This is a genomic window from Amycolatopsis lurida, assembly GCF_900105055.1.
Taxonomy (GTDB): Bacteria; Actinomycetota; Actinomycetes; order Mycobacteriales; family Pseudonocardiaceae; genus Amycolatopsis; species Amycolatopsis lurida.
In genome coordinates this window covers 855,835-873,320 of sequence record NZ_FNTA01000004.1, presented here as the reverse complement: position 1 = coordinate 873,320, position 17,486 = coordinate 855,835, and the positions used below count along the sequence as shown (strand labels likewise).

Sequence of the window (17,486 nt, the reverse complement as noted above, 5' to 3'; positions counted from 1 at the left end):
GACGTCTCCCGGTCGCCGGGAACCTCTCGCCAGGGAAAAGCGACTTTCTGGATGTGACTAATCGAGTGGGACGGCCGGGTAAGGCCGTCGTGCGTCCTGCCGGCCGAAGGTGGCCTGTTGTGCCAGGTCAGGTGGTCAGCGGCTGGAGTAGGGTGCGAGGTATGGGGAGCATTCGCTCGCGTGTGTTGGCATGGATCGGCCGCCGCTACCTCGCGCGTCAGCAGAAGAACGGCTTCGACCTGTCCAAGATGTCGATCATCCCGGACAACGCGCTGCTGCCGCTCAAGCGCGACGGTCTCGACCCGGTGGCCGAGCTGGGCCGGATCCGCGCGACGGAGCCGATCAGCAAGCTCGACCTGCCGTTCGGGATGAACGGCTGGCTGGTCACCGGCTACGACGAGGCCAAGGCCGTCCTCGGCAAGGTGAGCGAGTTCAGCAACGACTTCACGAACCTGGTCGGGAACGCGGGCGTGACCGAGGACCAGAACCCCGGCGGGCTCGGGTTCGCCGATCCGCCGGTGCACACCCGGCTGAGGCGCCTGCTCACGCCGGAGTTCACCATGCGACGGTTGTCGCGCCTGGCGCCGCGGATCGACGAGATCGTCGCCGATCAGCTCGACGCGATGGCGAAGGCCGACGGTCCCGTCGACCTGTGGGAGGCCTTCGCGCTGCCGATCCCCTCGCTGACGATCTGCGAACTGCTGGGCGTCCCGTACGAGGACCGTGACGACTTCCAGCGGCTGAGCACCGCCCGGTTCGACCTCTTCGGCGGCGCGGGCGCGTCACTCGGAGCGATGACCGAGTCACTGTCCTATCTGGACGAGATCGTCAAGAAGCAGCGGGAGAACCCGGGCGACGGACTGCTCGGCATGCTCATCAAGGAGCACGGCGACGAGATCGACGACCGCGAACTCGCGGGCCTTGCCGACGGCGTGCTCACCGGCGGGCTGGAGACCACGGCGAGCATGCTCGCGCTCGGCGCGCTCGTGCTGCTCAAGGACCGCTCGCTGTTCGAGACCGTTCGCGGCGACGACAGCGCTGTCCACAAGTTCGTCGAGGAACTGCTGCGCTACCTGACCGTCGTGCAGATGGCCTTCCCGCGCTTCGCCAAGGAGGACATGGAGATCGCGGGCGTCCGGATCGCGAAGGGCGACATCGTGCTGGTCTCGCTCAACGTCGCGAACCGTGACGGCGACCTCGGGGAGGACATGGAGAAGTTCGACGCGACCCGCGAGCCGACGTCGCATCTCGCCTTCGGCTGGGGCATCCACCGGTGCATCGGTGCCGAACTGGCCAGGATGGAGCTGCGCACCGCGTATCCCGCGCTGGTACGCCGGTTCCCCGAGATGCGGCTGGCGATCGATCCGGACGCGGTGAGCTTCCGGAAGGTCTCGATCGTCTACGGCGTCGACGCGTTGCCCGTGCTGCTGGACTGATCGTCAGGCGACTCCTCTCGGGCGGAACTGGATGCTGATCCTCGGCCCGACCGGTTTGGCGGTCTTGGGGACGGCGTGTTCCCAGGTCCGCTGGCAGCTGCCGCCCATCACGATCAGGTCGCCGTGGCCGAGGGCGTGCCGGACGGTCTCGCCCCCGCCACGCGGCCGCAGGGCCAGCTGGCGGGCGGCGCCGACCGAGACGATCGCCACCATGGTGTCCTCGGTGCGGGAACGGCCGGTGTCGTCGCCGTGCCAGGCGACGCTGTCGCGCCCGTCCCGGTAGAAGCACAGGCCGGAGGTCACGAACGGTTCGCCGAGCTCGTCCGCGTAGTGTGCGGAGAGCGTCTCCCTTGCCTCCGTGAGGATCGGGTGGGGGAGTGGCATGCCCTCGCGGTAGTAGCCCAACAGCCGGGGGACGGCGACGACGCGGTCGTACATCTGCCGCCTTTCGGCATGCCAGGGCACGTCTTCGGCGAGCCGGGTGAACAGCTCGTCCGCGCCGGAGAGCCAGCCCGGAAGCACGTCGATCCAGGCGCCACGGGTCAGCTCGGTGCGCCGGAGCCCGTCGAGCGAGCCCAGCCCGAGCGCGGCGCACTCGTCGAACAGCGAGGCTTGAAGCGCGGGGGTCATGGCAACCGAACCTACCCCGGTTCCGCTCATTTGTCGAACGGGTGTTCGACTGGCACGATGGTTCGCATGATCGACACAGCGAGGTCCGCGGACGACACGCCGATCGTGTTCGAACGGCGTGGCGCGGGACCGGTCGTGGTCGTCGTCGCGGGCGCGGGCAACGACCGGCACGGTGACGAACCGCTGGTCGCGGAGCTGATGGCCGAGTTCTCCGTGGTGACCTACGACCGGCGGGGCCGCGGCGGCAGCGGGGACACCGCGCCGTACGCGGTCGAGCGCGAGATCGAGGATCTGGCCGCGGTCGTCGCCGCGCTCGGCGAGCCGGCGATCGTGCACGGCATCTCCTCAGGTGGCGCGCTGGCTCTCCTCGCCGCCGCGGCCGGCGTGCCGATGGCGCGGCTGTCGGTCTTCGAGCCGCCCTATCGCGGTGAAACGGAAGAAGTCCCCGAGGGGTACGCCGACGAGATGCGCGAGCTGGTCGCGGCGGACCGGTGGGACGACGCCGTCGCGCTGTTCATGATGTCCGCGGTCGGCTCCCCGGAGGAGGTCGTGACCGAAGCGAAGGCGTCGCCGGTGTGGGCCGAACTGCGGTCGTTCGCGCCCACGCTCGTTTACGACGCCTTCGTGATGAAGGACTCGAAGGTGCCTGGCGAGCTGGCGTCCATCGCGGCACCCGTCCTGGTGGTGAACAGCAACGGCAGTACGGACTGGCTGAAGACCGCCGCTCTCGTCACCGCGAAGGTGGTGCCCGGGGCGCGGCAGGTCGGGTTGGACGGCGAGTTCCACAGTGTCCCGCCGGAACGGCTCGCGCCGGAACTCGGCGCGTTCTACCGGGACCCTAGGTAAGGCGCAGGTAGGCCGCGCCGCGCGGGGAGATCCGGTAGCCGACTTCGAGGCTGAGCGTGAGGCCGAGGTTCTCGAGCTTGCGGATGTCCACCTTCAGTGGATCCTTGTCGTGGCCGAGGGGGTCGGCGAGCTTCTGGGGGCGCGGCGTCCGGGATTTCACTCGATGCCACGGGCGTCGACTGCCCATCTTGGACAGTCGATGGCGGGCACGACCTCGATCACCCCGGCCTCCAGGCGCAGGACGTCACCCGGGTCGACGTTCTGTTCAGACCCGGCCGCCGGTCCTTCCGGGACCGTCAAGGAGAGGATCACCGTCGTTACCCAATCAGCGGGACGCCGGGGCGTCCACGTCTTGTCCGACGACGGTTCGCGCTCGTACAGTCACAGCCTGGTCCTGGTCTGGACCAACACCGCCGCCCTGAGTGTGCAGGAGGCAGGATGCGGAGACGACTTCGGACCGCCGGGGTGGTCGCGGCGGCCGTGCTCGGCCTGATCGCGTCGGCGATGCCGGCGAGCGCCCAGGTCGGCACCGGGCCGTGGACGGCGGAGAACCCGTCGTTCAACGTCCAGGAGCGCGGCTGTGGCACCGTCGACGGGCTGAACTTCGAATTGACCTGCTCCACCGGAAGCGGGGATCAGCGCGCGGAACGGCGCTACGTGACCTACACCGGCGGGACCAGGCAGTTCGAGGGATCGTTCCGGATCACCAGTATGGCGGGCACCCGGATCAGCCTGAAACAGACCTTCCGTGACGCGCCGACCGCCGGGCCGTACTTCATGCTCGCGGTCGAACGCGGCGGGCGGCTCTACGCCGTCCACGGCGGGGACACCCTGGGGAGCGGGGCGACCGTCGGCACGTCCGTGCGGGTCAACACCGTGCACCAGGTCGGGAGCACCCACAAGGTGTACATCAACGGCTCGCTGAAGCAGACCGTGAGCAGCAGCGGCGGGAGCTACTACGACAAGTTCGGTGCCTATCGGACGGCGAGCGGCGCCGGGCCGGTCAAGGTGACGTGGAGCGGGATCAAGTTCTGGCGTAAGTAAGCCCTAAGTCTGGGAAGGCCTCCTTCACTACCTTCAGGGTAGGTAAGGAGGCCTTCACGGCAAGGGCCCGCGGCGCCACGCGTGGAGGTCCGTCCACGCCTGGAGCGTCTGCCTGCTCTCGAACCGGCGGCGCTCCCCGGTGACCGGATCGGTGAACTCGAGGACCTTCGCCAGCAGCTGCAAGGGTTCGGTGAAGTCGTCGAGCGGGGTCTCGGTCAGCTCCGGGTAGAAGTCGTCGCCGAGGATCGGCAACCCGAGTCCGCTCATGTGCAACCTGAGCTGGTGGGTGCGGCCGGTCGCGGGGATCAGGCGGTACCGGCCGAGGCCGTCGCGGTGCTCGATGAGTTCGACGCGGGTTTCGGCGTTGGGCCGCCCGTCGACCTCCTGCGCGGCGATGACCCCGCGTTCCTTGACGATGCGGCTGCTGATCTCGCGGGGCAGCACGACCTTCGGGTCGTACCGGGCGATCGCCTCGTATTCCTTGTGCACCAGGCGATCCCGGAACATCGTCTGGTACTTGCCGCGGACTTCGGGGGTGATCACGAACAGGATGAGCCCCGCGGTGACCCGGTCGAGCCGGTGCGCCGGAGTCAGCTGCGGAAGGTCGAACTCGCGGCGCAGACGGACCAGCGCGGTCTGCAGGATGTGCCGCCCACGCGGGATCGTCGCGAGGAAATGCGGTTTGTCGGCGATCAGGAAATGCTCGTCGCGGTGCACGACGGAGACCTCGAACGGCACGTCGACCTCGTCGGGCAGGTCGCGATGGAACCAGATGAACGAATCCGGCACGAACGGGGAATCGACGCCGAGCGGCCCGTCGAGCCCGACGATGCGCTCCTCCCGGAGCATCTCCTCGATCCGCTCGGGCGCGACCCGGGGGAGCCGCTCGACGAGGTGCTCGCGCAACGTTGTCCACGGCCCCTCGGCGGGCATCTTGAGCCTCGCGGGATCGAGCCCGTGACGGGGCGGGAGCGGCGGGCGGACCTTGCGTCTCATCACCGCGCACTCTAGCCGCGACGGCTCATCCGTCCTGGTCGCGGGCGGCTTCCGCAGGGGTGCCGACTATGCCGGGTGTCGCGGCGGAGACGGGCACCGTGACGAAGGGATCAGGGTTGGTTCCGGTACCGCGCGAGGTATCGCTCGGTCACCTCGGCTTCCGCGACCGCGACGGCCTCCGCGCGCGTCCGGCGGCCGGTGCCCGGCGGGAAGCCGTTCTTGGCGAGCCGGTGCTCGATGCTCTCCTCCATGTAGGCCATCGAGTAGAAGTACGCGACGAGGGCGGCCATCAGCACGATCGCCAGCCGCAGGGTGAGCGGGCCGGGCAGGAGCAGCCACACGGCGCAGAGCGGAGCGATCATCACCGTGCTGCGGGCGACGTGCCGCCAGCGCCAGGTTCCCGTGGTCGCGTCGTGGAGGATCCAGTCGTGGTAGCGCTCGGGCAGCCTGCCGCCGAGCGAGTACCACAGCCACCGGAACACGTCCGGGCGCTTGCGGGGCATCGGGCGACTCCTTCCGTCGATGCTCTCACAGTACACTAATGATTAGTACGCTAAACATTAGTGTGACGACTAGGATCGGCGGCATGAACTCGGAGGGACCGGAGATGAAGTCGATCGATCTGGGCGAGGATCCGCTCGCGCTGGAGCGTCAGGTGTGTTTCGCGCTGTCGGTCGCGTCGCGCAGCGTAATCGCCATCTACCGTCCGCTGCTGGAACCCCATGGGCTCACCCATCCGCAGTACCTGGTCATGCTGGCGTTGTGGGAGCGGGGCCCGCAGGCCGTCAAGGAGCTGAGTGTCGCCCTGCGTGCCGAGCCGGCGACGCTGTCACCGTTGCTCAAGCGCCTGGAGACGATCGGTTACGTCACGCGCAGGCGCAGTTCCGAGGACGAGCGGCTGCTGACGGTCGAGTTGACGGAATCCGGTCGCGCGTTGCGCGCGGAAGCGGAAAAAATCCCGTACCGCGTCGTGGAGAAGCTCGGGATGGAGGTCTCCGAGCTGGAGGTGCTCCACAAGGCACTGACCCGCGTCATCGAAGCCACGGCTTGAGCGAACCGAAACCGTGGTGTGACGAAATGAGGGTGTGAAGCCGCTCCGGGGTGGGTAATTCCCGTCACGCCAACTCAAAGTGACAGGAAGATGAGGGACCGTGACCACCTCGACCCCCGCGCCCACGGAAGCAGGTCTGGAGCTCAAGACCAGGCTGAACGCCTACCTGGAGGACGTGGCCGCGGCACTGGGGATACGGAGGGACGCGTGCACGGTCGACCTCGCCGGTCCGGTCACCGCCCGGATGCGGCTGAACTGGCGTCTTCCCGGCTTCCCCGAGCGCGACGTGGACCTGATGTGGCACGAGGAGCATGGCTGGTCGGCCGCCGTGGCGACGCATTCGGGCGACGATCACCACGTCGTCGTCGCCTACCTCGGCGGCCGGACGGTGGCGTCGCAGCCGAGGCTGGTCGCCAGGTTCACCGAAAGCCTCCGCACCGGCGAACACCAGGACTGCTGGCCCGGCGCGCCGACGTTGCGCACCGCCTGCGGGCCGTCCGCGCTCGCCAAGGAACTTTCCGCCTGGGCCTGATCACCCAGGCGGAGCGAGGACGACGTCGAGCGCGATCGTGATCTCCCTGCCGATCAGGAACCTCGGTGCGCGGAGACCGATCGCCCGCCGGTCGAAGACGGCGCCGGCGACCACCCGCCAGGTGCCGTCGCCGTTGTCCGCCGGTCCGGTCGCGGTCACCGTCAGAGGGCAAGTCTCGCCTCGTGCACCGAGGGAACCGTGGGCCGACCACTCGCCCGGCCCGCCTTCGACCCGGTCGGCCGCGAAGGTCAGGACGGGCTGCGCGTCGATCGCCAGCAGTCCGGGTTTGCGCAGGTCGGCGTCGCGTTTGGCGTTACCGGTGTCGATGCCGTCGAGGTCCAGCGCGGCCTCGACGGCAGTGACGCCGTCCGCGGAGACCCGCACCGAACCCAGGCTGACCGGGATCGAGCCGTGGACCACGCGGAAGCCGAAGTTCCGGACGGTGAACGTGGCCGAGGTCCGGTCGGCGAGCACGGTCCAGGTGCCGACACGCGCGGACGTCCCGGCGGTCATCGCGGCTCACCCACCAGGCCGAGCGAGGGCAGGGACGTATGGAGCACGCGGTGGACGTCGATCCGGTCCGGGCCCGGCAGCAGCGCGGGGTCCTCGCCGGGCAGCAGTTCCGTGCTCATGATCGCCTTCTGGACGGCTTCCATCACTTCGATCGACTCGGTGAAGCCGAGGACGAGCATGGACCGGTCTTCGGCGGTCAGGACGTAGAAGCCGCCGACCCCGTCGAGTCCCCGGACCGCGGGCCGGATCCGTTCGCGCCCGCCGAACCGCGCGGCGTCGGCCTGGTCCGGGGTCAGCGGCCGGTCGAACCAGGTCGCCTGCGCGATCCTGGGCTCGGCCGGGCCGCCTTCGACGTCGGAGACCTCGAAGACCCGGACGTCGAAGGTGCCGGGAGTGCGACGGTCGGCAGCGGCTAGCGCGGACCCGCGGTCGCGCCACAACGCGACGACGAGACCGGTCAGGCCGCCGACCTGGGCGAGAGTGCAGGTCCCCGGCGATCCCGTGCCGGGGTGGAGTTCGGCGGCGAGGGCGTGACCCCAGCCCGCGGACTCGTCGGCGTGCGAACGCCGGAACTGGTGGACGGTGGCGTACATGGGCTTTCCTTTCCGTCGGACACGCCGACTCTGCGCCCTCGGCCGCCGCCGGACATCAGTGCCAGTACGCAGTGCGGTACGGAATGGGGCCCGCGGAGCGATACTCCTTTCGTGAACCGGGAACCGTTCGTGGGCCGGGCGGCCGAACTGGCGAGTCTGCGTGGCAGGCTCGCCGACGCCGCCGCGGGTTCCGGCGGGCTCGTCCTCGTCTCGGGGTCGCCCGGGATCGGTAAGACCCGGCTGGTCGAAGAGGCCGTGTCCGACGCGACCGCCGTCGTTTGGGGCCGGTGCGCCGACGATCCGGGAGCACCGCCGTTGTGGCCGTGGCGGCGCGTCGTCGAGGCGCTGCCGTCGGTCGATTCGGCCGTGACGGCCGCTTTCGCCGAGGCCGAGGGCGTGGCCGACGTCCAGGCCGCACGGTTCCGCCTGGTCGCCGCCGCGTCGGACGCGTTGGTGGCCGCCGCCGAACCGTCGGGCCTGGTCGTCGTCCTGGAGGATCTGCACTGGGCCGACGAAGCGTCCTTGCGTCTTCTGCGGCATCTTGCGGGGGAATTGCGGCGCTCGAAGCTGGCCGTGATCGCGACGCATCGGGACACCGGGCACACGCCCGCGCTGGACGCGGCCCTGCCGGATCTCCTGCGCCGTCCGGGCGCGCGAGGCATCTCGCTGCCGCCGTTGGTCGAGCCCGAGGCCCGGAGGCTCCTCAGCGGGCTGGCGGAGGAGGAAATACGCGAGGCGTATCGCCGTTCCGGCGGGAATCCGCTCTATCTCGGCGCGATCGCGCGTTCGGCGGGCGGATCGGAACTCGGCCACCTCGTGCGTGCCACAGTGGCGGCCCTCGCGCCCTCGGTGCGGCGGCTGCTCGCCATCGCGGCGGTGATCGGCGAGGACGTCGAAGCCGCCCTGCTCGCCGAGGTATCCGGTCTGCCACTCGGGGAGGTGGCCGACGGGCTCGATCAAGCCGCGAAGGCCGGGGTGCTGCGCGAGGGGCGGTTCGCGCACGCCGTCGTCCGCGACGGGATTTACGCGGATCTGGGGCAAACCGAGCGGGAGACGTCGCACGGCCGGGTCGCGGCCGCGCTCGAAGAACACGCCCGGCGCGATGCCGCGCTCGCCGGGACGGTCGCGGGTCACTGGCTGCGCTCGGCGTCCGCGCCGGAGAAGACGGCGGAGTGGGCGGCGATCGCGGCCGCGGAAGCGAACCGGGCGCTGGCCTTCGACGAGGCCGCGCGCTTTCTCGCGATCGCGCTGGACGCCAGGGCGAAGGCCGGACTGTCCGAAGTGGACCGTGCCGGCCTGCTGCTCGACCTCGCCGTCGCCGAGTACCGGACCGGCCGGTTCGCGCGGAGTCTCGACCACGCCCGGCGCGCCGCCGACGCAGGGCTGCTCGCCCGCGCGGCGCTGGTGGTCCGCGATGTCGCGGCGCCGGATCTCCTGCCGGGGATCCGTGATCTCGCCGCCCGCGCGCTCGCCATGGACGGCGTCGACCGGACGACGCGGGCACGTCTGCTGGCGCACAGCGCGTCGGTGGAAGCCGATTACGGCCGGTTCGCCGAGGCGGGAAAGCTCGCCGACGAGGCCTTCGCGCTCGCTGAGGAGTCAGGTGATCCCGAAGCACTGGTCGACGCCGTCCGTGCCCGGATGAAGGTCGCGCCGGAAAAGCTGCCGTTACCCGAAAGGCTCCGGCTCGGAGCGCTGGCGGCCGAACTGGGGACGCGGACCGGGCAGCCGCTGGTTTCCTTGTGGGGCCACAAATGGCGGATCGACGCGGCCCTGGAGGACGGGCGGATGGCGCTCGTCGACGACGAACTCGTCGCGGTGACGACACTGGCACGGCTGACGAGACTGCCGCTGGTCCGCTGGCACGACCTGCGGCTGCGCTGTTCGGTGCTGGCGTTGCGCGGAGACCTGGCCGAGGCACGCGCACTCGACCTCGCGGCGGAGGAACTGGCGAACACCGAACTCGCGGACGACTTCTCCGCGAAAGGAATGTCTTATGCCTTCCGTACCCAGCTCGTGCTTCTCACGGGTGATCCCGGGGATCTCCGCGGGGATTACGCGAGCCTGCTGGAGCGGGCTCCGCATCTGCCGGTCACCCTGGTCTCACGGCCGTTGCTGAGCCTGCTCATGGGCGACCTCGACGAGGCTCGGGTGCGGTACGAGCAGCTGGTCCCGCTGGTGCGGAGCCCGGAGTTCGCCTTGCACACCACTGGCGCGCTGCCCAACCTCGTACCGCTGGTCGAGGCCTTCCACGACACCGACATGGCGGAATACCTGTTGCGGCGCCTCGAAGAAGTGCGGCCGATCGCGGCAGGCGGCGCCGGCGTCTTCTGCACCGGCTCGACGCTGGAGCAGCCTGCCCGGCTGAACGCCGTCCTGGGCCGCCACGATGAGGCTGTGCGGTTGTACGAGCGAACGATCGCCGTCAACGAAGGCATCGGTGCCCGTCCCGGTGTCGCCCAGGCGAGGTTGCTGCTCGCCGAAACACTGGTCGCCCGGGGCGATCTCGTTCGCGCGCAAGGGATCGCGCGCGACGCGCTCGCCGAGTTCCGGCGACTGGCCATGCCGGGACCACTCGCGCGGGCCGGGGCGCTGCTCGACCGGATCCGCGCCGGCCGCCGCGCCGCCGACCCGCTCACCGGACGGGAACGCGAGATCGTCGCCCTGCTCGCCGACGCGCTGAGCAATCGCCGGATCGCCGAGAAGCTCGTGCTTTCCGAACGTACGGTGGAAAGCCACGTCCGGAGCATCCTGGCCAAACTGGGCCTGGCGAACCGGACCGAGGTCGTCGCGTGGGCGAGCAGGGAAGGCCTCAGGGACTGACGGTCAGCTTGCCGAGGATGCGCGCGACGACGGCGTCGAGGTTGTCTTCGAGGAAGAAGTGCCCGCCCTCGAACACCTCCATCTCGAACGAGCCGGTGGTGTGCTCGCGCCAGTTTTCGACGTCCGGCAGATGCAGGACCGGGTCCGCGTTCCCGGCGAGCGCCACGACCGGGCAGCTCACGTCGGGGCCGGGCCGGTAGCGATAGGTCTCGACGGCCTTGTAGTCGCCGCGCAGCGCGGGCAACGTGAGCGCGCGGATGTCCGGGTCGGCGAAGATCGTGGGGTCCGTGCCGCCGAGACGGCTGACCTCGTCGAGGAAGGTGTCGTCGTCGGCGAGGTGGTGCGACTTCTCCTTCTGGATATCGGGACCACGGCGGGCCGAGACGAACAGCGCCGCCGGAACGATCCCGCGTGCTTCGAGCCGCCGGGCGACCTCGAAGCCGACGATCGCGCCCATGCTGTGCCCGAAGAGGGCGAAGGGTTCCGGGAGCGCGGCGGCGACGTCCACCAGTCGCTCGGCCAGGACGTGGATGTCGTCGATGACCGGCTCGCCCATCCGGTCCTGTCTTCCCGGGTACTGGGCGGTGTGCACCTCGATCGTGGGCGAGAGGGCAGCCGAAAACGCGCGGTACGCGCTCGCCGATCCGCCCGCGTGCGGGAAGGCGAGGAGCCGCATCCCGGCCGACGGTGCCGGATGGAAGCATCGCGTCCAGCTGCTCGGAGCCTGTCCTGCCATCGGAAGATCCCCCAATCCGCGCGGGAACGGCCCGCACGACAGTGGAATGTACGGGGGATTCGTGGAATGAGTCCATGCTTGTGCGGGGTTGTTCACGGTGGGAACACGGGAAGGGAGCAAGTGTGGCGGAGGACCTGAAGATCAGGATCGGTGCCGGGCTGGGGACCGGGACGGCACCGGAGGAGTTCGGCGCCGCGGTCGATCTGCTGGAGCGGGCGGGCGTCGATTCACTCTGGCTGCCTGAAGCGGTGTACTCGCCGAGGATCGACCCGATCGTCGGGCTGACGCACGCGCTCGCCCGCACCACGAAACTGAAGGTCGGCACCGGGGTGATGGTGCTGCCCGGCCGTGACCCGGTCCTGGTCGCCAAACAACTCGCCTCTCTCGCCGCGCTCGCGCCGAAACGAGTCCTGCCGGTCTTCGGGCTGAAGCCCGCGCGCGACGCGGAACTGCCGTTGTTCCCGGTGCCGCAGGGCCGCCGCGCCGCGGTGTTCGACGAGTCGTTGCGGCTGATCAGGGCCTTGCTGGAGCAGGAAGAGGTGACTTTCCACGGCGAGTTCTTCCGCGTCGAGGGCACGGGTCTCGGCATGCGCCCGGTCAAGCGGCTCGACCTCTGGCTCGGCGGGAAGGCGCCGGGCGCGCTGCGGCGGGTCGGCAGGCTCGCGGACGGCTGGCTGGCCAGTTTCCTCACACCGGAAGAGGCGCGTGCCGGCCGCGAGGCGATCCAGGAGGCCGCGGCCGAGGCGGACCGGGAGATCGAGGCCGACCATTTCGGCATCGGCCTCATCGTCGCGGAGGACGGGATCCCGGACGCGCTCGCGGCTTCGATCGCGGCCAGGTCCGACGCGGACCCGTCCCGGCTGATCGCGGGCAGCTGGAGCGCCGCCCGCGACCTGCTCGCCGAGTACGTCGACGCCGGGCTGAGCAAGTTCGTGCTGTACCCGGCCGGGCCGGAGCCGATCGAGCGGTTCGTCGAGAACTTCGTCGAGCACGCCGTGCCGCTGCAGAACTAGTCGAACTTCAGCTCTTCGGTCCGCCGCGGCATCAGCAGCAGCGCGCCGACGCTGAGCACGGCGACCACCAGCATCGCCAGGAAGACGTGGTGCGTGGCGTCCGCGAGGGCGCCGCGCACGAACGTCGTCGTCGGGGTGTCCGGGCCGTGGCCCTCCAGGACGACACTGGTCGCGTCGACCCCGGACGGCAGGCCGGTGACCCCTTCGGGCGGGTTGGCGAAGCGGCTCGCCAGCGTGGCGTTCGCGATCGCGCCGAAGATCGCCACGCCCACGGCGCTGCCCAGCGACCGGCTGAACATATTCGTCGCGGTGACGACGCCGCGGCGTTCCCACCCGATCGTGGACTGCACGGCGATGAGGGTCGGGCTCGACGCCAGGCCCAGCCCCAGCCCGAGGACGAACGCGGCCGAGGCCGCCAGCCAGATCGACGACCCCGCCGTCAGGAACACCGTGAGCGCCGCGCCCGCGATGACGATCCCGCTGCCGATCAGCGCGGTGTCCCGGAATCCGATGCGCATGTAGACCCGGCCCGCCAGCGACGCCGAGATCGGCCAGCCGACGGTCAGCGCCGCCAGCGCGAATCCGGCGACGAGCGCGCCGGTGCCGAGCACGCCTTGGGAGAAGGTCGGCAGATACGAGGTGAGGCCCATCAGCAGCATGCCGACCACGACGGCGATCAGGTTCCCGCCGATCAGGGTCCGTTTGGTGAAGATCCACAGCGGCAGCACCGGCTCGTCGGCCTTGCGTTCCACGAACACGAACGCCACCAGCAGCACCACCGCGCCGCCGAAGATCGCCAGGCTCGGCGCGGACGCCCAGCCCCAGGCGACCCCGCCCTCCAGAAGGCCGAGGATCAGCAGCGAGCAGCCGAGGGTGAGCAGCGTTGCGCCGAGGTAGTCGATGCGGTGCGAACGGCGTTCGACGCGTTCGCGGAAGTTCCGGAACAGCATCCACGCCGCCAGCGCGCCGAGCGGCAGGTTGATGAAGAAGATCCAGCGCCAGTCGAGGTACTCGGCGAACACGCCGCCCAGCGTCGGCCCGACCACCGACGAAATGGCCCACACGCTGGCGAGATAGCCCTGCACCCTGGCGCGTTCCTCGACCGTGTACATGTCGCCGACCATGGTCAGCGCGATCGGCTGGATGGCGCCCGCGCCGATGCCCTGCACCGCGCGGGCCGCGATCAGCACCGGCATGCTCCAGGCCGCGCCGCAGAGCACCGAGCCCACCAGGAACGCCGCGATCCCGAAGAACATCACCGGCCGCCTGCCGAGGACGTCGGCGAACTTGCCGTACAGCGGGACGGTGACCGCCTGGGTCAGCAGATAGATCGAGAACAGCCACGGGAACTGCGAGAACCCGCCCAGATCGGCGACCACCGAGGGCACCGCCGTGGCGATGATGGTCGAGTCCAGCGCGATCAGACCGGAACACAGCATCACGGCGATCAGGACGGGGCCGCGTTCGGACCGGAAGCCGACCCCTTCCTTCGCGGTGACCGGGGCCGGGGTCGTCATCTGTGGCGGTCTCCTCGGGCTCATGAACGACGTCAACTACTTCGCATCGGTAAGCATTCCATGGAGACACCCGGTCATGGGACCGATTTTTTCCGTGAGCTATCCCGCAAAATGGATCGGATGAGCACCTGGATCCGCCCGATCGGCCGTGGCTGGGCCGTCCGCGACAGCGTCCCGGGGCCCGACGTCGACGAGTTCGCCGACCCGGGCCGGGTCGAGGCCGCGCTCGCCGGGGCGCACGGCGACAGCCTGCTGGCGGTCCAGCATCCGGCGAGAACCCCGGCCGCGCTGGCGGGCGGCCTCTCGATCGAGGCGGCGTTGCCGCAGGCCAGGGCGACGTTCGAGCGGATCCGGGAGCGGCACTATCGCCCGGTCGCCGACGTTGTCGCGCCGTATCGCATCGACGGGCCGGACGGGGTCGCGCTGGGCGTGCTGTGCCTGGTCGATCCGGCCGCGGTCCGGGACGACGGGGTGACCCGGGTGCGGCACACCGAAGACGTCTATCCGGACGTCGTCGCGGAGCGGGCCGCGATGCTCGCCGGGCTCGGTGTCGCGACCAGTGCCGCGATGCTGGTCCCCGCGACCGGCGGCCGGGAGCTGACCGCGCTGATCGAGCGGTTCTGCCGGGGGCAGGTGCCGAGCCTGTCCACAGTGGACGGCCCGGGGCGAAAGCACGAACTGTGGCTCGCCGGACCCGGGCCGGCCCAGGACGAACTGCTGGCGGCGCTGGACGAGCTGGATCTCCTGGTCGCGGATGGCAATCACCGGGTCGCGGCCGCCGCGGCCTCGGGGCGCGGCGCGTTGCTCGCGCTGGTCACCGGTGGGCCCGGGCTGCGGATCGGGCCCATCCACCGGGTGCTCGCCGGCACCGGCCTCGACCCGGCCACCCTGGTCCGGCGATGGACGGAGGCGGGGTTCGACGTCCACCCCGGTCCGCCGGGGCCGCCCGCAGAACCGGGTGAGGTGACCGTGCTGGCGGGCGGGTCGGCGTTCCGGGTGACGCTCGGCAAGGCGGGCGGTGACCACGCGGTGGTGGAGCAGGAGCTGATCCGCGGCGTGCTCGGCGTCGATCCGGAAGGTCCGAGCGTGCGCCCTCTGCTGCCGGGCACGCCGGTGCCCGAAGACGCCGACGCGGTATTCCTGCTGGCCCCGGTCCCGTACGCGGAGGTGCTCGCCGTGCACGCGGCCGGATCGCGGATGCCGAGGAAGGCCACCTATTTCACGCCCAAACCGCGGAGCGGGCTCCTCCTGGCCGAGCTCTGATGCCGCGCTTTTGTCGGTGACGCGGCCTAGGATCGGCCTCGTGGAACTGCCCGTGATGCCACCCGTCAAGCCGATGCTGGCCAAGGCCGTGCACGAACTGCCCCGCACACCGGGGCTGCTGTACGAGCCGAAGTGGGACGGCTTCCGTTGCGTGGTGTTCCGCGACGGCGACGAGGTCGTGCTGGGCTCGCGCAACGACAGGCCACTGACGAGGTTCTTTCCCGAGCTGGTCGATCTGCTCAAGGACGCGCTGCCCGAGCGCTGCGTCGTCGACGGCGAGATCGTGCTGGTCACCGAGGGCGGTCTCGACTTCGAGACGCTGCAGCTGCGCCTGCACCCGGCGGCGTCCCGGGTGAACAAACTGGCCGAGGAGACGCCCGCCAGCTTCGTGGTGTTCGACCTGCTCGCGCTGGACGACCGGGATCTGACGCCCGAACCGTTCGGGGAGCGGCGGAAGCTGCTCGAAAGCGTCGTCGACACGAAGTTCGCCCGGGTCCACCTGACCCCGCTGTCCGAGGATCCCGACGTCGCCCAGGACTGGTTCACCCGGTTCGAGGGCGCCGGCTTCGACGGCGTGATGGCCAAGCCCGCCGACGCGCCGTACGAACAGGACAAGCGGGTGATGTGGAAGGTCAAGCACCAGCGGACGGCGGACTGCGTCGTCGCCGGGTTTCGATGGCACAAGGACGGTGTAGGCGTCGGTTCGCTGCTGCTCGGGCTCTACAACGACGAAGGCGTCCTGCACAGTGTGGGCGTGGCCAGCAGTTTCACCGCCGCGAGGCGTCGAGAGCTGGTGGACGAGCTCGCGCCGCTGCGGGAGAACGCGCTGGAGAACCATCCGTGGCGTGAGTGGGCCGAGACCCACGAGGAGGCGGGCGGCCGCATGCCGGGGGCGGGCAGCCGGTGGGCGCCGCAGAAGGACCTGAGCTGGGAGCCGCTCCGCATCGAATGGGTCGCCGAAGTCCGCTACGAACACGTCGAGGGCACGAGGTTCCGCCACGGTGGGAGGCTCGTGCGCTTCCGCCCCGACCGCGAACCCGCCTCGTGCACGTATGCGCAGCTCGAAGAGGTCCCGCCCGCCGAGCTGGCCACCTTGTTCACCGAGCTGGGGGAAACATGAAGGCAGAGCCGGTCACGCTGGACCTCGACGGCGTCGAGTTCACGGTGTCCAATCCGGGCAAGGTCTACTTCCCGGAGCACGGCGAGACCAAATTGGACCTCGTCGAGTACTACCGCGCGGTCTCGGTGCCGCTGCTGGCGCAGCTCGGCGGCAGGCCCCTGCTGCTGGAACGCTACCCCGACGGCGCGGGCGGGAAGTCGTGGTTCCAGAAGAGGGTCCCGAAGAACGCGCCCGGTTGGCTGACCACGACGGTGGTGTCCACCCCGAACGGGACCACGTCGGACACCCTCGTGGCGAAGGACCTCGCGCACATCATCTGGGCGGTGAACCAGGGCTGCCTCGGTTTCCACGTCTGGCCGAACCGGGCCGACTCGCTGGACATCAGCGACCAGCTCCGCATCGACCTCGACCCGTCGCCCGGGATCGGGTTCCCCGAACTGCGGCACGGCGCCGTCCTGGCGAAGGCGTTGCTCGAGGAACTGGGTATCACCTCGCAGCTGAAGACCTCGGGCTCGCGCGGCCTGCATCTCTATGTGCCGCTGGAACCGAGATGGGACGGCTACGAGGTCCGCGCGGCCGCCGTCGCGCTCGCCCGTGAACTCGAACGCCGCCACCCGGCGGAGATGACGGCGCAGTGGTGGAAGGAAGAACGCGGCTCCCGAGTGTTCGTCGACTTCAATCAGAACGCGCCGCACCGGACGGTGTTCGGCGCGTGGTGCGTGCGCCCGCGGGTCGGGGGGCAGGTGTCGACGCCGATCGGCTGGGACGAACTGGAGACCGTCGAGCCGGACAAGCTCACACTGTCCACTGTGCCCGCTCTGCTCGCCGAACGCGGAGACCCTTGGGCGGGAACGGAACCCCAGTCGATCGAGCCGCTGCTCGAAATGTCCAGGAAGGACATGGAAGACGGGCTGATGGACGCGCCCTGGCCGCCCGTCTACCCGAAGATGCCGAACGAGCCGCCCCGGGTCGCGCCGAGCAGGGCCAAGAAAGACGGCGTTTAGTCCTCTGAATGCGGGGGTCAGAGCGGTAAGTCGAAAGCGAGTTGCGTGTTCGCGGCGGTCACGGCCTTGCGGCTGGACCGGTGGCCGGGGAGGGTCGCGGCGCAGCGGGGGCACGGGGCGACGTCGGTCGTGGTGAGGTCCACCGGCGTCCACAGCCGGGATTCCTTGTCCCCGCAGGCGGAACGCCGGTAGCGGAGGTCTTCGGAGCGGGTCATCAGATGCGCGGCGGGAGAGTCCTCCGGCAGCGCGCCGACCAGGTACCAGCGTCCGGCGGTGTTCGTCATGGAACTGTCCTCCCGATACAGGTGGTCCAGCTCGAGATTCCTTCCGCAGGTCAGTGTCAACGAGGCTCGCCGCGATTCCCGGTAT

At 70.2% G+C, this 17,486-nt stretch carries 20 protein-coding genes; 10 read left to right on the top strand and 10 right to left on the bottom strand.

The window, feature by feature from the left end; genetic code table 11:
• Positions 1 to 161: 161 nt before the first annotated feature.
• Positions 162 to 1,436, top strand: a complete 1,275-nt coding sequence (locus BLW75_RS09205) for a cytochrome P450 (RefSeq protein ID WP_034322838.1) — start codon at positions 162 to 164, stop codon at positions 1,434 to 1,436.
• A gap of 3 nt (positions 1,437 to 1,439) precedes the next feature.
• On the opposite strand, the gene BLW75_RS09200 is transcribed toward BLW75_RS09205, so the two are convergent.
• Complete coding sequence (locus tag BLW75_RS09200) at positions 1,440 to 2,066, bottom strand: alpha-ketoglutarate-dependent dioxygenase AlkB (protein WP_034322845.1); 627 nt, start codon at positions 2,064 to 2,066, stop codon at positions 1,440 to 1,442.
• A gap of 66 nt (positions 2,067 to 2,132) precedes the next feature.
• Here BLW75_RS09200 and BLW75_RS09195 point away from each other — a divergent pair, with 66 nt between their 5' ends.
• Positions 2,133 to 2,912 carry an alpha/beta fold hydrolase gene (locus BLW75_RS09195; RefSeq protein WP_034322848.1) on the top strand — a complete coding sequence of 260 codons (780 nt, stop codon included), beginning with the start codon at positions 2,133 to 2,135 and terminating at the stop codon, positions 2,910 to 2,912.
• Here the strand turns inward: BLW75_RS09195 and BLW75_RS43465 are convergent.
• Together BLW75_RS43465 and BLW75_RS43460 are read right to left on the bottom strand one after the other, a co-directional pair.
• Positions 2,905 to 3,099, bottom strand: a complete 195-nt coding sequence (locus tag BLW75_RS43465) for a hypothetical protein (protein ID WP_241784073.1) — start codon at positions 3,097 to 3,099, stop codon at positions 2,905 to 2,907. The genes BLW75_RS09195 and BLW75_RS43465 overlap by 8 nt on opposite strands.
• Positions 3,069 to 3,224 (bottom strand): hypothetical protein, encoded by a 156-nt coding sequence (locus tag BLW75_RS43460; RefSeq protein WP_241784075.1) that lies wholly within the window; start codon positions 3,222 to 3,224, stop codon positions 3,069 to 3,071. The genes BLW75_RS43465 and BLW75_RS43460 overlap by 31 nt, the downstream gene beginning before the upstream one ends.
• A gap of 126 nt (positions 3,225 to 3,350) precedes the next feature.
• On the opposite strand from BLW75_RS43460, the gene BLW75_RS09185 reads away from it, so the two are divergent.
• The gene (locus BLW75_RS09185) at positions 3,351 to 3,956 is read left to right on the top strand and encodes a LamG domain-containing protein (protein ID WP_034322850.1); all 606 of its coding nucleotides are present in this window, start codon (positions 3,351 to 3,353) and stop codon (positions 3,954 to 3,956) included.
• Positions 3,957 to 4,010: 54 nt separating this feature from the next.
• Here the strand turns inward: BLW75_RS09185 and BLW75_RS09180 are convergent, their stop codons facing one another.
• Both BLW75_RS09180 and BLW75_RS09175 read right to left on the bottom strand, forming a co-directional pair.
• Entirely contained in the window at positions 4,011 to 4,952 is a 942-nt protein-coding gene (locus tag BLW75_RS09180; RefSeq protein ID WP_034322853.1) for a pseudouridine synthase, read from the bottom strand.
• Positions 4,953 to 5,062: 110 nt separating this feature from the next.
• Entirely contained in the window at positions 5,063 to 5,455 is a 393-nt protein-coding gene (locus tag BLW75_RS09175) for a DUF5313 domain-containing protein (RefSeq protein WP_034322856.1), read from the bottom strand.
• A 104-nt stretch (positions 5,456 to 5,559) separates the two neighbouring features.
• Between BLW75_RS09175 and BLW75_RS09170 the strand changes: the two genes are divergently transcribed.
• Positions 5,560 to 6,003, top strand: coding sequence for a MarR family winged helix-turn-helix transcriptional regulator (locus tag BLW75_RS09170; RefSeq protein WP_034322907.1), 444 nt, complete (start codon positions 5,560 to 5,562; stop codon positions 6,001 to 6,003).
• 100 nt (positions 6,004 to 6,103) lie between these two features.
• Positions 6,104 to 6,535 carry a DUF6292 family protein gene (locus BLW75_RS09165; RefSeq protein ID WP_034322858.1) on the top strand — a complete coding sequence of 144 codons (432 nt, stop codon included), beginning with the start codon at positions 6,104 to 6,106 and terminating at the stop codon, positions 6,533 to 6,535.
• Here the strand turns inward: BLW75_RS09165 and BLW75_RS09160 are convergent, their stop codons facing one another.
• Positions 6,536 to 7,048, bottom strand: a complete 513-nt coding sequence (locus tag BLW75_RS09160; RefSeq protein ID WP_034322862.1) for a YceI family protein — start codon at positions 7,046 to 7,048, stop codon at positions 6,536 to 6,538.
• Positions 7,045 to 7,641 carry a hypothetical protein gene (locus tag BLW75_RS43195; protein WP_034322865.1) on the bottom strand — a complete coding sequence of 199 codons (597 nt, stop codon included), beginning with the start codon at positions 7,639 to 7,641 and terminating at the stop codon, positions 7,045 to 7,047. The genes BLW75_RS09160 and BLW75_RS43195 overlap by 4 nt, the downstream gene beginning before the upstream one ends.
• Positions 7,642 to 7,752: 111 nt before the next feature.
• Here BLW75_RS43195 and BLW75_RS09150 point away from each other — a divergent pair, with 111 nt between their 5' ends.
• Positions 7,753 to 10,464, top strand: coding sequence for an ATP-binding protein (locus tag BLW75_RS09150; RefSeq protein ID WP_034322867.1), 2,712 nt, complete (start codon positions 7,753 to 7,755; stop codon positions 10,462 to 10,464).
• Here BLW75_RS09150 and BLW75_RS09145 read toward each other — a convergent pair.
• Entirely contained in the window at positions 10,454 to 11,200 is a 747-nt protein-coding gene (locus BLW75_RS09145; RefSeq protein ID WP_198935842.1) for a thioesterase II family protein, read from the bottom strand. The genes BLW75_RS09150 and BLW75_RS09145 overlap by 11 nt on opposite strands.
• 122 nt (positions 11,201 to 11,322) lie before the next feature.
• On the opposite strand from BLW75_RS09145, the gene BLW75_RS09140 reads away from it, so the two are divergent.
• Positions 11,323 to 12,213, top strand: a complete 891-nt coding sequence (locus tag BLW75_RS09140) for a TIGR03854 family LLM class F420-dependent oxidoreductase (RefSeq protein WP_091597209.1) — start codon at positions 11,323 to 11,325, stop codon at positions 12,211 to 12,213.
• Here BLW75_RS09140 and BLW75_RS09135 read toward each other — a convergent pair.
• Positions 12,210 to 13,730, bottom strand: coding sequence for an MDR family MFS transporter (locus tag BLW75_RS09135; RefSeq protein ID WP_034322874.1), 1,521 nt, complete (start codon positions 13,728 to 13,730; stop codon positions 12,210 to 12,212). The genes BLW75_RS09140 and BLW75_RS09135 overlap by 4 nt on opposite strands.
• Positions 13,731 to 13,841: 111 nt before the next feature.
• On the opposite strand from BLW75_RS09135, the gene BLW75_RS09130 reads away from it, so the two are divergent.
• The 3 genes from BLW75_RS09130 to ligD are packed head-to-tail and all read left to right on the top strand — an operon-like array spanning position 13,842 to position 17,117.
• Positions 13,842 to 14,993: a DUF1015 family protein gene (locus BLW75_RS09130; protein WP_091597206.1), complete on the top strand. Its 1,152-nt coding sequence runs from the start codon at positions 13,842 to 13,844 to the stop codon at positions 14,991 to 14,993.
• 40 nt (positions 14,994 to 15,033) lie between these two features.
• Positions 15,034 to 16,113 carry an ATP-dependent DNA ligase gene (locus BLW75_RS09125; protein ID WP_198935843.1) on the top strand — a complete coding sequence of 360 codons (1,080 nt, stop codon included), beginning with the start codon at positions 15,034 to 15,036 and terminating at the stop codon, positions 16,111 to 16,113.
• Positions 16,110 to 17,117, top strand: a complete 1,008-nt coding sequence (gene ligD, locus BLW75_RS09120) for a non-homologous end-joining DNA ligase (RefSeq protein ID WP_034322879.1) — start codon at positions 16,110 to 16,112, stop codon at positions 17,115 to 17,117. The genes BLW75_RS09125 and ligD overlap by 4 nt, the downstream gene beginning before the upstream one ends.
• A gap of 17 nt (positions 17,118 to 17,134) precedes the next feature.
• On the opposite strand, the gene BLW75_RS09115 is transcribed toward ligD, so the two are convergent.
• Complete coding sequence (locus BLW75_RS09115) at positions 17,135 to 17,401, bottom strand: hypothetical protein (RefSeq protein WP_034322917.1); 267 nt, start codon at positions 17,399 to 17,401, stop codon at positions 17,135 to 17,137.
• Positions 17,402 to 17,486: the final 85 nt, after the last annotated feature.